Here is a 14,519-nt window from a genome sequence, read left to right on the forward strand (position 1 = left end):
CCCGGCTCAGACCAGGGTGTTGAGCGCCTCGCCCAGCTCGGCGGGGCTGTCGAACTCCTCCGCCGGCAGGGCCCTGAGCATCTGCAACATCTCGGTGCTGGCGCCGTTCTCCTGGCCCCAGCGGACCAGGTCCGCGCGGGAGACCGGGTAGTCGAGCCCGGCCAGGAACTCCTGCAACTGCGCCCCGGTGACGGTCATGCCGGCGGGCTACCCGCTGTGCCGGGCACCATGCCCGCCGGCGTGGCCGTTTGTCCGGACGGGGCCCGGGTAGCCGCTCGCATGCTGGTACAGCGGCTCGGCGCGCCGAGCGACTTCGACCCGCTGCTGGAACGCGTCCGGGACGCGCGGATCGTCATGATCGGCGAGGCGACGCACGGCAGCTACGACTACTACCGGCTGCGCGAGCAACTGACCCGGCGGCTCATCGCCGAACAGGGCTTCGACTTCGTCGCGGTGGAGGGGGACTGGCCGGACTGCGACCGGGTGAACTGCTCGGTGGTGGGCGCACCGGGCGCGTCGGCCGACCCGCAGACCGCGCTGGAAGGCTTCGAGCGCTGGCCGACCTGGATGTGGGCCAACGCCGAGGTGGCCCGGTTCTGCCGCTGGCTGCGGGCGTGGAACCTGGAACGCCCCGAGGGGGAGCGGGCCGGCTTCCACGGCCTCGACGTCTACAGCCTCTGGGAGTCGATGCAGGCCATCTTCGACTACCTGGGCGAGGAGGAACCGGCCTCACTGGAGGCAGCGCAGGAGGCGTACCGGTGCTTCGAGCCGTACGGCAAGCGGATCGAGGACTACGGGGCGGCCAGCCGGTTCGTCTCGGCCCGGTGCGAGGAGGAGGTGGTCCGGCTTCTGGCGCGTACCCGGGAACAGGCCGCAGTGGACGGCGCGGACCGCTTCGCGGCCTGGCAGAACGCGGAGGTGGTGGCCGGCGCGGAGCGCTACTACCGGGCCATGGTCGGCGGCGGCCCGGAGTCCTGGAACATCCGCGACATCCACATGGCCGACACGCTGGACCGGCTGCTCGACCGCTACGGCCCGCAGGCGCGCGGGATCGTCTGGGCCCACAACACGCACGTCGGTGACGCCCGCGCCACCGACATGGCGGCCGACGGGTTGGTGAACATCGGCCAGCTCGGCCGGGAACGGCACGGCCGGGAGGCCGTGGTGCTGGTCGGCTTCGGCAGCTACCGGGGCACGGTGGTCGCCGCGCCGCGCTGGGGTTCGCCGGCCGAGGCCATGACGGTGCCGCCGGCCCGGGAGGGCTCGGTGGAACGGCGGCTGCACGAGCTGATGCCGGAGCGGGCGGTGCTGGTCTTCGGCGGCGAGGACCAGCCGGAGTGGGTTACCGGCGAAGCCGACCACCGGGCCATCGGGGTGGTCTACGACCCTAGCTTCGAGTCCTGGGGCAACTACGTGCCGACCCGGTTGGGCGAGCGCTACGACGCGTTCATCTGGTGCGACGAGGCGACCGCGCTGCACCCGCTGCCGGCGCTGGCCACCCCGGGCGAGATGGAGACCTACCCGGCCGGCGTCTGACCGGCCGGGCAGGTCCCCGCGTCACACCTGGGCGGGCTCGCGCTCGGCGAGGTGGGCGCGCAGGCCCTCGCCCTCGACGTCCACGTTGGGCAGGATCCTGCCGAGCCAGCGCGGAAGGCACCAGGCGGCGTTGTCGAGCAACGACATCACCGCCGGCACGATGGTCATCCGGACCACGAAGGCGTCGATGGCGACACCGATCGCGAGCGCGAAGCCCATCGACTTGATGACCGGGTCGTCCAGGAAGACGAAGCCACCGAACACCGAGATCATGATCAGCGCGGCGGCGGTGACCACCCGGGCGCCGTGGCCCATCCCGTTGATGGTGGCCTGGCGGGCGGTGTCGCCGTGCACGAAGTCCTCGCGCATCCGGGAGACCAGGAAGACCTCGTAGTCCATGGCCAGGCCGAACAGGATGCCGATGAGCAGGATCGGCAGGAAGCTGACCAGCGGGCCCGGGGTGTCCAGCCCGACCAGGTCGGCCAGGTGGCCCTGCTGGAAGACCGCGACCGTGATGCCGAAGGTGGCCGCCACGGTGAGCAGGAAGCCCAGCGCGGCCTTCACCGGCACCAGGATCGACCGGAACACCAGCATGAGCAGCAGCACCGACAGGCCCACCACCAGCAGCAGGTAGACCGGCAGCGCGTCGGAGAGCTTCTCCGACACGTCGATGCCGATGGCGGTGACGCCGGTCAGCAGCACGTCGGCGTTCTGGATGTCGCCGACCTGCGCGCGGATGTCGTGCACCAGCGTCTCGGTGGCCGCGTCGGTCGGCCCGGTCTTCGGGATCACCCCGAGCAGCGCGGTGCGGCCGGTCTGGTCGAGCTGCGGCGGCGCCACCGCCAGCACCCCGTCGGTCTTCTGGATCAGCGCGGTCACCTGCGGCACGGCGGCCTGGGTGGCCTGCGGCGAGTCGGCGGTGACGACCACCGCGAGCCGGCCCGTGAAGCCCTCGCCGAAGCCCTCCCGGATCAGGTCGTTGCTGACCCGGGCCGGGCTGCCCTCGGCGGCCGTGGCCGCGTCCGGCAGGGCCAGCCGCATGTCCTGGGCGGGGATGGCGAGCAGGCCGAGGCCGAGCAGGCCGACCAGGATGACCGGGATACGCAGCCGGGTCACCCAGTGCGCCCAGCGGAAGCCGAAGCCCGAGCGGTCCTCCGAGCCGGTGCCCGGATCCTCGACCGCCCTGCGGTCGCGCAGCTTGCGCGGAAGCACCTTCCGGCCGGCGAACCCGAGCAGCGCCGGGGCCAGGGTGATCGCCACCAGCACGGCCACGCTGACGGTGCCGGCGGCGGCGAGGCCCATCACGGTGAGGAACGGGATGCCCACCACGGCAAGGCCGGCGAGCGCGACCACCACGGTGGCGCCGGCGAAGACCACGGCGGAGCCGGCCGTGCCGACCGCCCGGCCGACCGCCTCCTCGGGGGAGAGGCCGTCGAGCAGGTTCTGCCGGTGCCGGGAGGTGATGAAGAGCGAGTAGTCGATGCCGACCGCGAGGCCGAGCATCAGGGCCAGGATCGGCGCCGTGCTGGTCAGCTCGACCGCGCCGCTGAGCGCGTACAGGCCGGCCATGCCGACGCCGACGCCGATCAGCGCGTTCAGCATGGTCATCCCGGCCGCGACGAGCGAGCCGAAGGTGACGATCAGGACGATCGCCGCGACCAGCACGCCGAGCGCCTCGGTGGAGCCGACCTCCGGTTCGCCGTTGAGCACCTCGCCGCCGGGGGCGATCTGCCAGCCCTGCGCCTCGGCCTGCGCGCCGACCTTCTCGTACGCGTCGCGCTGGGCGTCGGTCACGTCGTCGGCCCGGCCCTGGAACTGCACCTGGATGAGGGCGAACCGGCCGTCCGGGGTGAGCGCCTGCGCCTGGTACGGGTCGACCGCGCCGACCACACCGGGCAGCGTGGCCGCCTCCTGGGTGACCTGCTTGACGATCGCCTGTCCCTCGGGCGTGGTGAGCTGGCCCGCCCGGGGGGCCTTGACGGCGATGGTGCCGGTGGCGCCGCTGGCCGCCGGGAACCGGTCGGCGAGCAGGTCGATCGCCTTCTGCGACTCGGTGCCCGGCATGGTGAAGTTGCTCGCCGTCGGGCCCTTGAGGGTGGCCGCGGCGAGGCCGAGGCCGACGAGTACGACGAGCCACACGACGGCGACGAGTCGCCGTCGGCGCAACGATGCCCGGCCGAGCCGGTACAGCAGGGTCGCCATGGGTTTCCTTGTCCTCGGGGTCGGAACGGGGATCAGGTGACGGGTTCGAGGGCCCGCCGGACGACGGCCAGCAGGGCGGGCCGCAGTTCGTCGTCGGGGATGTCGATGAACTCGGCGCACGTCTCGGCGATGCCGGCGAGCACCACGAGCGCGGCGATCCGCGCGGAGGGCCGGTCGGAGTGGCCGGCGAAGGCCGCGACGAGCCGTTCGGAGATCTGCTGGATGTGCGCGAAGGCGGGCTGCTGGAGCAGGTCGGGGAACTCGCCCCGGAGCAGCGCGATCTGCCGGCGGAAGCGCACCGCCAGGTCGACGAAGCCCTCGCCGGCGATCTGCTGCGCCGCCGCGCCGGTGGTGCCGGCGAGGCGGGCGTCGAGCGCCTCCAGCACCGCGATGGCGGGTGCCATCAGCTCACCGAGGAGCGCTTCCTTGTTGGCGAAGTGGTAGAGCACGGTCGCCTTCGAGCAGCCCACCGCACGGGCGATGTCCTGGAGCGACGTGCCCTTGTAGCCGGTGACGGCGAAGCGTCGCGCCGCCGCCGCGAGGATCTCGCCGTGGGTCTCCGGTACCGCCCGTGCCATGCCCTCCAGCATGCCTGACCGATCGGTCAGCACCTGACCGATCGGTCAGACGGATCGGGTGGCCTTCGCCACAGCGGCACTCAGCCGACCGGCGCCCCGTGCTCCCGGTCGTACGCCGCCCGCGCCGCGCTGATCCCCTCGCGGTGCCGTTCCGCCCAGCGGGTGAGCGCCACCAGCGACTCGTAGAGCTCCCGCGCCATCGGGGTGGCCGTGTACTCGACCCGGGGCGGCACGGTGGGGTGGACGCGCCGGTGCAGCAGGCCGTCCCGCTCCAGGTTGCGCAGGGTCAGCGTGAGCATCCGCCGGCTGATCCCCTCCACCTGGCGCTCCAGTTCGGTGAAGCGGATCGGGCCCTGGGAGGCGGCGATCAGGATGCCGATGCTCCACTTCCCACCGACCCGGTCCAGCGCCTCCCGCACGGTGCAGGCCCGCGCCTGGTCGGCCTGGACGGACACACACCTGTTCCCCTGGGACATCAAAGTGCCTCCTTCCGCTCGGCCTCATGGTCACAGACGATGGCCTCAGTAACAAACCGTGCACCAAGGAGGCGCTCCATCATGACGGGGACCAACCGCTGGCCCGCGCTGCTCGTGCTCAGCGCCGGCAGCCTGATGATCATCCTGGACGGCAGCATCGTCGCCGTCGCGCTGCCGGCCGTCCAGGCCGACCTCGGCTTCCCGGCCGCCGGGCTGGCCTGGGTGGTGAACGCGTACCTGGTCGCCTTCGGCGGGCTGCTGCTCCTGGCCGGGCGGCTGGGCGACCTGCTCGGCCGGCGGCAGGTGTTCCTGGCCGGGGTCGCCCTGTTCACCCTCGCCTCGCTGCTCTGCGCGGCCGCCACCGGTCCGGGCACCCTGGTCGCCGCCCGGTTCGCGCAGGGCGTCGGAGGCGCGCTCGCCACCGCGGTCAGCCTCGGCATGATCGTCCGGATCTTCCCCGAGCCGGCCGAGCGGGCCCGCGCCATCGCCGTGTTCAGCTTCACCGGCGCGGCCGGGGCCTCACTCGGGCTGCTGGTCGGCGGAGTCCTCACCGACCTGACCGGCTGGCGGTCGATCTTCCTGATCAACCTGCCGATCGGCGCGGCGATCGTGGCCGGCGCCGTACGGCTCATCGCGCCGGACCGCGGCGCCGGGCTGCGGGCCGGGTTGGACCTGCTCGGCGCGGTGCTGGCCACGGCCGGGCTGATGGCCGCGGTGCTGGCCATCGTGGGCGCCGGGGAGCACGGCTGGACCTCACCGCGCACCCTCGGCGCGGGCGCGCTCGCCGCCGCGCTGCTCGCCGGCTTCGCGGTCCGACAGCGGCGTGCCGGCACGCCGCTGTTGCCGCCCCGGGTGCTGCGCGCGCCCGGCCTGGTCGCCGCGAACGCCACCCAGTTCCTCATGGTGGCCGCCTACTTCGGCTTCCAGTTCCTGCTCGCCCTGCACCTGCAACTCGTCCTCGGGCTGGACCCGGCCGCCACCGGCTTCGCCTTCCTGCCCACCCCGCTGGTGATCGCGGCCGTCTCGCTGGGGCTCGCCGGTCGGCTGGTGGCCCGGTTCGGCGCCCGGACCGTGCTGGTCGGCGGGCTGGCGCTCGCCGTGGTCGGGTTCCTGCTGCTGGTCCGCCTCCCGGTGGACGCCCGCTACGCCGCCGACGTGCTGCCCGCGATGCTGGTCTTCGGCGTGGCGGGCGGGCTCACCCTGCCGGCGGTCACCACCCTGGCCATGGCCGGTGCGGAGCCCGCCGACGCCGGGCTCGCCTCCGGGCTGGCCAACACCACCCAGCAGGTCGGCGGGGCGCTCGGGCTGGCCGTGCTGGCCACCCTGGCGGCGAGCCGCACCGACGCGCTGCGCGCCGCCGGCACCGACCAGGTCGCGGCCCTCGCCCTGGGCTACCGGTCCGCCTTCGCGGTCGCCGCCGCCCTGGTGGCCGCCGCCCTCCTGGTCGCGCTCCTGACCGCCCGCCCGGCCCGCGCCGCCGGCCCCGCCGGCACCGCCGGCCCCGCCGGCATCTTCCGCGCCGCCCGCCGGCCCGCCGCGCCTTCCACTTCCGCGGTCCCGGAGGCGCGCTCCGCCCGCTGACCCGTCGGGCGTCGTCACACCCGGCCGCGGAGTCGTGACGCGATCTTGGCGAGTTTCCGTTCCCAGCCGACGGAAACTCGCCAAGATCTGTGCGAGCACGGAGCCTGTTCGCACGGCGTCGGGGCCGGTGGCATGGTGCCCTTCGGTCGCTACAAACTTGATGTCGTAAATGGATCGGCTGGGTCGGGTCGGGGCGCGGAGGTCGGGGTCTTGTCGGGTCGGGGATTGTGGGCGGTCCGGGTCAGTGCCACGGCCTGAGCCGGGCCAGGACCGGAGCAAGGCCAGGGCCGCGACGGGCGCAGAGCGGTGCCGGTGAATCGCTCACGTCATCAAGTTCGTAGTCGGTGCGAAGCCATGCCGGTTCCACGGCCGCGACCGGGGGAGCCGCGTCGTGCCGATTCCCCGGCCGCGCGGGGCGAGGGGCGTCGTCGCGCCAGGTCAGGCGTCCAGGTCGTGCAACACCCCGGCCAGCAGGTCCACGGCGGCCGGATAGGCGTGCGCCGGTGGGTGGGCGTAGCCGACCACCAGGCCGGGACGCCCGCTCTCCGGGTGGTGCCGGTGCATCGCCAGCCCGCTGACGGCGAGACCGCGCGCGGCGGCCACGGCCAGCACCTCCGCCTCGGTCGGGCCGCCCGGTCGGAGGTGGACGGTGGCGTGCAGGCCGGCCGCCACCCCGTCGAGGGCCGACCGGCGGGCCAGCCGGTCCAGTAGCAGGTCCCGCCGCTGCCGGTAACGGCGCCGGACCGTGCGGATCTGCCGGTCGTAGCCGTGCCCGTCGATCAGCTCGGCGAGGGCGAGCTGGCCGATCGTCTCGCTCTGCAGATCCAGGTGGCGCTTGGCCTCCACCACCGGCTCCACGAGCCGGGCCGGCAGCACCAGCCAGGCCAGGCGGAGCGCCGGCCCCAGCGTCTTCGCCGCCGTGCCCACGTACGCGACCTGCTCCGGTGCGGTGCCCTGGACCGCGCCGACGGGCTGCCGGTCGTAGCGGAACTCGCCGTCGTAGTCGTCCTCGACCACCAGCCCGCCGGTGGCCCGGGCCCACTCCGCCAGGGCGTGCCGGCGGGTCGGGTGCAAGGTCACCCCGGTGGGGAACTGGTGCGCCGGGGTCACCACGGCGGCCCCCACCCGGGCCAGCGACCCGGCGCCGAGCAGGTCGGTGCGCGCGCCGAGCCCGTCGACCGGCAGCGGCAGCACGGTGCCGCCGTGCCGGCGGACCACCTCCCGGTGGAAGGCCAGCCCGGGGTCCTCCATGGCCACCGCCGGGCTGCCGGCGTCCCGGAGCACTCCGGTGAGCAGCACGAGGGCCTGGACGTACCCGGTGGTGACCACGATCCGTTCCGGGTCGGCCAGCACGCCGCGGGCCCGGCCCAGGTAGCCGGCGAGCGCCCGGCGCAGCTCCGGGCGGCCGCGCGGGTCGCCGTAGCCGTACGCCTCGGCGGGGGCGACGGCCAGCGCCCGCCGGGTGGCCCGCAGCCAGGCGGTGACCGGGAAGAGCCCGACGTCGGGGCTGCCCGGGCGCAGGTCGTACCGGAAGGTGGCGGACCCGGGCGGCGGCGCGGCCGGCGGCGGCGCGGCCCGGCGCAGCCCGCTGACCTCCGTGCCCGCGCCGATCCGGGCCACCAGCCAGCCCTCGGCGACCAGCTGGTCGTAGGCGGCGCTCACGGTGCCCCGGGACAGGCCCAGCTCGGCGGCGAGGACGCGGGTGGCCGGCAGCCGGGTGGCCGGCGGGAGCCGCCCGTCGCGGATGGCGTCCCGCAGCGCCCGTTCCAGGCCGGCACGCCGGCCGCCGGTGGCGTCCAGCTCCAGGTGCAGGTCGACGCCGAAATCGGCCCAGTCCATCGGCACGGAATTGGAGCTTACGGGCGGGCCGCCGGCGCGGCGAGACTGGCCGCATGACCGAGCTGAGCCCGCGGGCCGCCGCGCTGCGCGCGCTGCACCGCCCCGGGGACCCGCTGATCCTGCCGAACGCCTGGGACCCGGGATCCGCCCGGGCGGTGGTCGCGGCCGGCTTCCCGGCCGTCGCCACCAGCAGCGCCGCGGTCGCCGAGGCGCTCGGCCACGCCGACGGCGAGGCCACGCCGGTGGCCGAGATGTTCGCGGCGGTCGGCCGGATCGCCGCCGCCGTGCCGGTCCCGGTCACCGCGGACCTGGAACGGGGGTACGGGCTGCGCCCGGCCGAGCTGGTCGAGCGGCTGCTGGCGGCCGGGGCGGTGGGCTGCAACATCGAGGACTCCGACCCGCGTACCCGCGAGCTGTACGACGTCGAGGAGCAGGCGGACCTGCTCGCCGGCATCCGGGCGGCGGCCGGCGCGGCCGGCGTGGACCTGGTGCTCAACGCCCGGGTCGACGTGCACCTGCGGGCGTACGGGCCGGCCGAGGGGCGGCTCGCCGAGGCGGTGCGCCGGGCCCGCCGCTACCGGGCCGCCGGAGCGGACAGCGTCTACCCGATCCTGCTGGCCGACCCGGAGCAGATCCGCCAGGTCGTCACCGAGGTGGACGCGCCGGTCAACGTGATGGCCCGGCCCGGCACCCCCACCCCGGGCGAGCTGACCGCCCTCGGCGTGGCCCGGATCAGCTACGGCTCGGGCCTGTACGCGGCGGCCCGCGCCCGTATCGTCGGGATGCTCGCCGCGATCGCGGCGGGCCACGAGGCGTTCCCGACCGGAGAGGAGGCCCGGTGACCTACCCGCCGCCGCGTTACCCGGGCGACCAGGGCGAGCAGTCGGCCACCTACCGCCCGGCGGACCAACCCCCGGAGCTGGTCTATCCCTCCGGCGGCACGGCGCACTACCTGGCCACGGGCGCGTCGACCAACGGGCAGTTCGGCCTGTACCGCTGGGAGATGGGTCCGCAGCCGAGCGGCCCGTCGCCGCACTTCCACCGGTCCATCTCGGAGTCCTTCTTCATCCTCTCGGGCGCGGTACGCATCTACGACGGCCGGCGGTGGATCGACACCGGGCCCGGGGACTTCGTGCACGTCCCCGAGGGCGGCGTCCACGCGTTCCGCAACGAGTCCGGCGAGTCGGCGTCGATGTTGCTGCACTTCGCCCCGGGCGCGCCCCGGGAGGGCTACTTCGAAGGCCTGCTGGACCTGGCCGACCGGAGCGAGGAGGAACAGGCGGAGTTCTTCCTGCGGCACGACACGTTCTGGGTCTGATCCGGCGCCCCGCCGGCCGGGCCGGAGCCACCGCACCCCGCCGGGAATCCGTGTCGGGGTTGCCGACCCGGGCGCTGCCCGGGAAGGTGGGCGGATGGGTGCCGCTGACGAGACCCGGGCCGGGGTGTCACTGACCAACCTGGACCAACCGCTGTTCGACGGGGCCGGGGCCACCAAACGTGACCTGGTCGACTACCTGGACGCCGTCCACGAGCGGATGCTGCCCGGGCTGCGGGACCGGCCGCTGTCGGTGGTCCGGGTGCGGCCCGGCCAGGACCCGTTCATGCAGAAGAACCTGCCGAAGTACACACCGGACTGGGTGCGCCGCACCTCGGTCTGGGCGGAGGCCTCGCACCGCGACATCTCGTACGCCCTCTGCGACGACCGGCGCACGCTGCTGTGGTTCGCCAACCAGCGGGCGGTCGAGTACCACCCGACGCTGGGCCACGCCGGCAACCCCGAGCACCCCACCCACCTGGTGCTCGACCTGGACCCGCCGCCGGGCGACTCGTTCGGCGTGGCGGTCCGCACCGCGCTGCTGGTCCGGCAGGCCCTCACCGACGCGGGGCTGGCCGGTGCCGTGAAGACCAGCGGGGCGAAGGGCCTGCACGTGATCGTGCCGGTGGACCCGGCGACGACGGCCGAGGAGGCCGCCGCGGCGACCCGCGCCCTCGCGGCCCGGGCCGAACGGCTCGACCCGGCGCTGGCCACCACCGCCTTCATCGTCGAGGACCGGGGCGGCCGGGTCTTCGTCGACTCCACCCGGTCGTACGGTGCGACAGTGGTGGCCGCATACAGCCCGCGCATCCGGCCCGGCACGCCGGTGTCGTACCCGGTCGGCTGGGCCGATGTCGAGGCGGCGACCACGGCCGACTTCACGGTGAAGACCGTGCCGGGGCTGCTCGGCGACCGGGACCCGTGGGCGGAGGCGCTGCCCGCGCCGCAGCGGCTGCCGGAGGAGCTGGTTGCCGAGGGGCGGACCATCCCGGTGGCCCGGGTGCAGGCCATGCACGAGGGCAAGCGCCGCGCGAAGGCCCGCCGCGAGGCCGGCTGACCAGCCCCTGACCACGGCCGGCGGCAGCGCCGGCTGATCGCTGCCAAGTCAGCAGCCCGCCATCGGCGAAGTCTTCCGCGGTGCCCGCGGGGGCCGGTACTCCTTCACCATGCTCCCCCACACACCCCTGCGCCGAGCCGCCGCCACCGGTGTCGCCGGCGCCGTGCTGGCGACGACCCTCTTCGGCCCGCCGGCACCGACCGCGGGCGCCGCCGCGCCGTCCACTCCGGGCCGGGCGGCCCCGGCCAGCACCGTCACCCTCATCACCGGTGACGTCGTCACGGTCACCGAGATCGGCGCGGGCCGGTACTCGACCGACATCCGGCGCCCGACCGGCGCCCGGGGCGGCGTGCACGCGCAGACCATCGGCAAGGACCTCTACGTCATCCCCGACGAGGTGCTCCCGTACCTCGCGTCCGGGCGCCTCGACCGGCGGCTCTTCGACGTCACCGGCCTGATCGAGGACGGCTACGACGACCGGCACTCCGACGGCATCCCGCTGATCGTGAGCTACGCCGACGCGGCGTCCGCCCGGCGTCCCGCGCCGGCCGGCACCACGAAGGTCCGGCCGCTGGCGAGCGTCCGCGGCGCGGCGGTCCGGGCCACCAAGCGCCAGGCCCGCCGGGTCTGGGACGCCGTCACCCCGGACGTCGCCACGGTCGCTCCGGCCTCGGCCGCCGCGACCCCGGTGCTGGCCGACGGCATCAGCCGGATCTGGCTGGACGGCAGAGTCCACGCCCAGCTCGCCGACAGCACCGCCCAGATCGGCGCCCCGGCGGCCTGGGCGGCCGGGCGCGACGGCTCCGGCGTGAAGGTCGCCGTCCTCGACACCGGGTACGACACCGACCACCCCGACCTGGCCGGCCGGGTCAGCGCGAGCGCCACCTTCGTGCCCGACGAGACGGTTGAGGACGGCAACGGCCACGGCACCCACGTCGCCTCGACGGTCGGTGGCAGCGGCGCCGCGTCCGGCGGCCTGGAGAAGGGCGTCGCCCCGAAGGCCGACCTGATCGTCGGCAAGATCCTCGCGGACGAGGGCTACGGCGCCGACTCGTGGGTGATCGCCGGCATGGAATGGGCCGCCGGCCAGGGCGCCCGGGTGGTCAGCATGAGCATCGGCGGCGACCAGTCGACCGACGGCACCGACCCGCTGAGCACCGCGGTCAACCAGCTCACCGCCCAGACCGGCGCCCTGTTCGTGGTGGCCGCGGGCAACGCCGGCGCCGAGGGCGTGATCAGCTCACCGGGCGCCGCGGACGCCGCGCTCACCGTCGCCGCCGTGGACTCCGCCGACGAACTCGCCGAGTTCTCCAGCCGGGGACCGCGCTTCGGCGACTACGCCCTCAAGCCGGACATCGCCGCCCCGGGCGTGGACATCCTCGCCGCGAAGGCGGGCGGGACCGCGGCGGACGGCTGGTACCAGTCGATGAGCGGCACGTCGATGGCCACGCCGCACGTTGCGGGCGCCGCGGCGGTCCTCGCCCAGCAGCACCCGGACTGGCGCGCGGAGCAGCTGAAGAACGCGCTCATGAGCACCGCGAAGAAGCGGGACGGCCAGACCGCCTACCAGGTGGGCGCGGGGCGGGTCGACATCCCGGCCGGCCTCGGCGCCACGGTGACCGCCACCGGCTCGGCGTACTTCGGGTTCCAGGGCTGGCCCCACGACCATCCCGCACCGATCGACCGCACCATCACCTACACCAACACCGGCGACGCGGCCGTGACGCTCGACCTGTCGGTGACCGGCGAGATCGCCGGCGGCCCGATGGACGCCGACCCGCACGCCGACGAGGGCACGCCGGCGCCGGGGATCTTCACCCTGGCCGCGGAGACGCTCGTGGTGCCCGCGCACGGCACGGCCTCGGTCACCGGGACCGCCCACCCAGAGCTGGCCGCGGCCGGTCGCCGCTACCTCGGCGAGATCACCGCGACCGCCGCGGGTGGCACCCGCACGCACACCACGCTCGGCCTCTACGTGGAGGAGGAGCGGCACGACCTGACCTTCTCGATCAAGGACCGCGCCGGCCGGTACGCGTCGACATTCCTCGCGGTGCAGCGCTTCGGTGAGGCCGACCCCTACTTCCTCACCAGCAGCGACACCGGGCCCACCACGGTACGGCTGCGGCCGGGCACCTACAGCGTCTGGAGCTTCCTGGACGTGCCGGGCAACCACGGCCCCGACTCCCGTGGCACCGCCCTGCTGGGCGACCCGGAGATCGTGCTGGACCGGGACCGGACGATCAGCCTCGACGCCCGCAGGGCGGTGGAGGCCACCGCCACGGTGCCGAAGCGGACCGAGGACCGGATCCTCATGATGGACTGGTACCGGTCGGACGGCGCAATCAGCAGCATCGACGACAAGTACATCCTGGCGCCGTGGGCCGACACCATGTACGTCCTGCCGACCAAGCAGGTCACCCGGGGTGCCTTCGAGTACGAGACCCGCTGGCGCAAGGCGTATCCGCTGCTCACGATCACCGACCGGGGTCGGGAGGTGCGCTTCCTCGGCCAGCCGGGCTCGGCGCTGCACGAAGGCCGCAGGCAGGCCGACGGCGTCTTCGCCGGTTTCGGGCGCCCGGCGGACTACGCGGGCCGCGACGTGCGGGGCAAGGTCGTGCTGGTGAACCGCTCCGACGAGCTGAGCAACGCCGAGCGCGCGAAGGCGGCCGCCGATGCGGGAGCCGAGCTGCTCATCGTCGTCAACGACGCGCCGGACCCGTACTCGCAGTGGGTGGGCGACGACGAGGGCGGGCTCAGCGGCGTGCCGGTCGTCGGCGTCACGTCCACCACCGGTGGTCCGCTGATCGACCGGGCCAGCCGGGGGCAGTTGCGGCTCGGACTGGAGGGCACTCCCAGTTCGCCGTACACGTACGACCTGGTCGACCCGCACCCCGGCCGGATCCCGGCCGACCTCGCGTACCGGCCCCGGCCGGCGGACCTCGCCGTGGTGGAGATGCGGTTCCACGGTGACGCCCCCACCCAGGGCGGCGAGTTCCGGGAGGACTTCCGTCCCTACCGCACCTACTCGGCCGGCTTCCCGCTCTGGCAGGGCATGCAGCGGACCCGAACCGACTACGTCTCGACCCAGCCGGGCACCACTTGGCGGGAGAGCGCCATCGGCGGCCGGGAGATGGAGCTGGCCTCGGTCGGCGAGCAGCGGGCCTACCGGCCGGGCAGCCGCAGCACCGTCTCCTTTTTCGGGCCGGTCACCCGGCCCCGGGACAACGCCTCGTTCTACGCGTCCGAACGCAACGCGGGCTGGCTGACCTTCAACGTCCAGCCCTGGTCGGACGGCGACCGGGGGCACGCCGGGTTCATGCAGTGGGGCAGCGATCTCGCCTTCACCGTCCGGCGGGACGGCGCGGAGGTCGCGAAGGTGGACGGCTGGGCCCAGGCGACCATTGAGGGCAACCCGGACGGCGTCGGCCACTACACGCTCGACCTGGTGGCCAGCCGCGCCGGGTACCGGCTGTCCCCGCGTACCCACACCACCTGGGAGGTGAGCTCCCCGCACGTCGAGAGCGTGGACGACCTCGACGTCGTGGCGGTGCTCCAACTGGACTATGCGGTCTCGACCGACCTGCTCGGGAACGCCCCCGGCGGCGGCCAGCACCTCACCGTCACCCCGTCCCACCTGCCGGGTGCCGCCGGCGCCGGGACGATCGCCGGGACGGGGCTCGCCGTGTCGTTCGACGACGGGGCCCACTGGCGGGACGTGCCCCTGGTCCGCCGGGGCGGGACCTGGGTGGCAGACTTCGTGGCCCCCGACACCGGCTACGTCTCGCTGAAGGTCACTGCCTGGGACGACGCCGGCAACCGGGTCAGTCAGGAGATCACCCGGGCCTACGGCCTCACCACCCGCGGTCCGCGGTAGCGGTCCGCGAGGAGCGGCGGCCCCGGGGGACCCCCTCTCCGGGGCCGCGCTCCGGTCCGCG

11 protein-coding genes are annotated in these 14,519 nt (G+C 74.7%); 6 read left to right on the forward strand and 5 right to left on the reverse strand.

What is annotated here, in order from left to right:
• Positions 1 to 6: 6 nt before the first annotated feature.
• Complete coding sequence (locus tag RMN56_RS16985) at positions 7 to 198, reverse strand: DUF2795 domain-containing protein (RefSeq protein WP_313718415.1); 192 nt, start codon at positions 196 to 198, stop codon at positions 7 to 9.
• A gap of 81 nt (positions 199 to 279) precedes the next feature.
• Between RMN56_RS16985 and RMN56_RS16990 the strand changes: the two genes are divergently transcribed.
• Positions 280 to 1,536: an erythromycin esterase family protein gene (locus RMN56_RS16990; RefSeq protein WP_313718416.1), complete on the forward strand. Its 1,257-nt coding sequence runs from the start codon at positions 280 to 282 to the stop codon at positions 1,534 to 1,536.
• Between the two features lie 21 nt (positions 1,537 to 1,557).
• Here RMN56_RS16990 and RMN56_RS16995 read toward each other — a convergent pair whose 3' ends face one another.
• From RMN56_RS16995 to RMN56_RS17005, 3 genes are all read right to left on the reverse strand, one after another.
• A complete protein-coding gene (locus RMN56_RS16995) occupies positions 1,558 to 3,738 on the reverse strand; it encodes an MMPL family transporter (RefSeq protein WP_313718417.1) in 2,181 nt (726 codons plus the stop codon).
• Between the two features lie 32 nt (positions 3,739 to 3,770).
• On the reverse strand, positions 3,771 to 4,316 hold the full coding sequence (locus RMN56_RS17000; protein WP_262284773.1) for a TetR/AcrR family transcriptional regulator: 546 nt from the start codon (positions 4,314 to 4,316) through the stop codon (positions 3,771 to 3,773).
• A gap of 80 nt (positions 4,317 to 4,396) precedes the next feature.
• Entirely contained in the window at positions 4,397 to 4,792 is a 396-nt protein-coding gene (locus RMN56_RS17005; protein WP_313718418.1) for a winged helix-turn-helix transcriptional regulator, read from the reverse strand.
• Positions 4,793 to 4,873: 81 nt separating this feature from the next.
• Between RMN56_RS17005 and RMN56_RS17010 the strand changes: the two genes are divergently transcribed.
• The gene (locus RMN56_RS17010; RefSeq protein WP_313718419.1) at positions 4,874 to 6,373 is read left to right on the forward strand and encodes an MFS transporter; all 1,500 of its coding nucleotides are present in this window, start codon (positions 4,874 to 4,876) and stop codon (positions 6,371 to 6,373) included.
• 438 nt (positions 6,374 to 6,811) lie between these two features.
• Here the strand turns inward: RMN56_RS17010 and pdxR are convergent, their stop codons facing one another.
• On the reverse strand, positions 6,812 to 8,212 hold the full coding sequence (gene pdxR / locus RMN56_RS17015) for a MocR-like pyridoxine biosynthesis transcription factor PdxR (RefSeq protein ID WP_313724767.1): 1,401 nt from the start codon (positions 8,210 to 8,212) through the stop codon (positions 6,812 to 6,814).
• A 53-nt stretch (positions 8,213 to 8,265) separates the two neighbouring features.
• Between pdxR and RMN56_RS17020 the strand changes: the two genes are divergently transcribed.
• The 4 genes from RMN56_RS17020 to RMN56_RS17035 all read left to right on the forward strand — a co-directional run bounded on the left by RMN56_RS17020 (position 8,266) and on the right by RMN56_RS17035 (position 14,458).
• Positions 8,266 to 9,054, forward strand: coding sequence for an isocitrate lyase/PEP mutase family protein (locus tag RMN56_RS17020; protein ID WP_313718420.1), 789 nt, complete (start codon positions 8,266 to 8,268; stop codon positions 9,052 to 9,054).
• Positions 9,051 to 9,530 carry a cupin domain-containing protein gene (locus RMN56_RS17025; RefSeq protein ID WP_313718421.1) on the forward strand — a complete coding sequence of 160 codons (480 nt, stop codon included), beginning with the start codon at positions 9,051 to 9,053 and terminating at the stop codon, positions 9,528 to 9,530. Before RMN56_RS17020 ends, RMN56_RS17025 begins: the two co-directional genes overlap by 4 nt.
• Positions 9,531 to 9,624: 94 nt before the next feature.
• A complete protein-coding gene (ligD, locus tag RMN56_RS17030) occupies positions 9,625 to 10,584 on the forward strand; it encodes a non-homologous end-joining DNA ligase (RefSeq protein WP_313718422.1) in 960 nt (319 codons plus the stop codon).
• Positions 10,585 to 10,693: 109 nt separating this feature from the next.
• On the forward strand, positions 10,694 to 14,458 hold the full coding sequence (locus RMN56_RS17035; RefSeq protein ID WP_313718423.1) for a S8 family serine peptidase: 3,765 nt from the start codon (positions 10,694 to 10,696) through the stop codon (positions 14,456 to 14,458).
• The last annotated feature ends 61 nt before the right edge of the window (positions 14,459 to 14,519 follow it).

Source organism: Micromonospora halotolerans, from assembly GCF_032108445.1.
Taxonomy (GTDB): domain Bacteria; phylum Actinomycetota; class Actinomycetes; order Mycobacteriales; family Micromonosporaceae; genus Micromonospora; species Micromonospora halotolerans.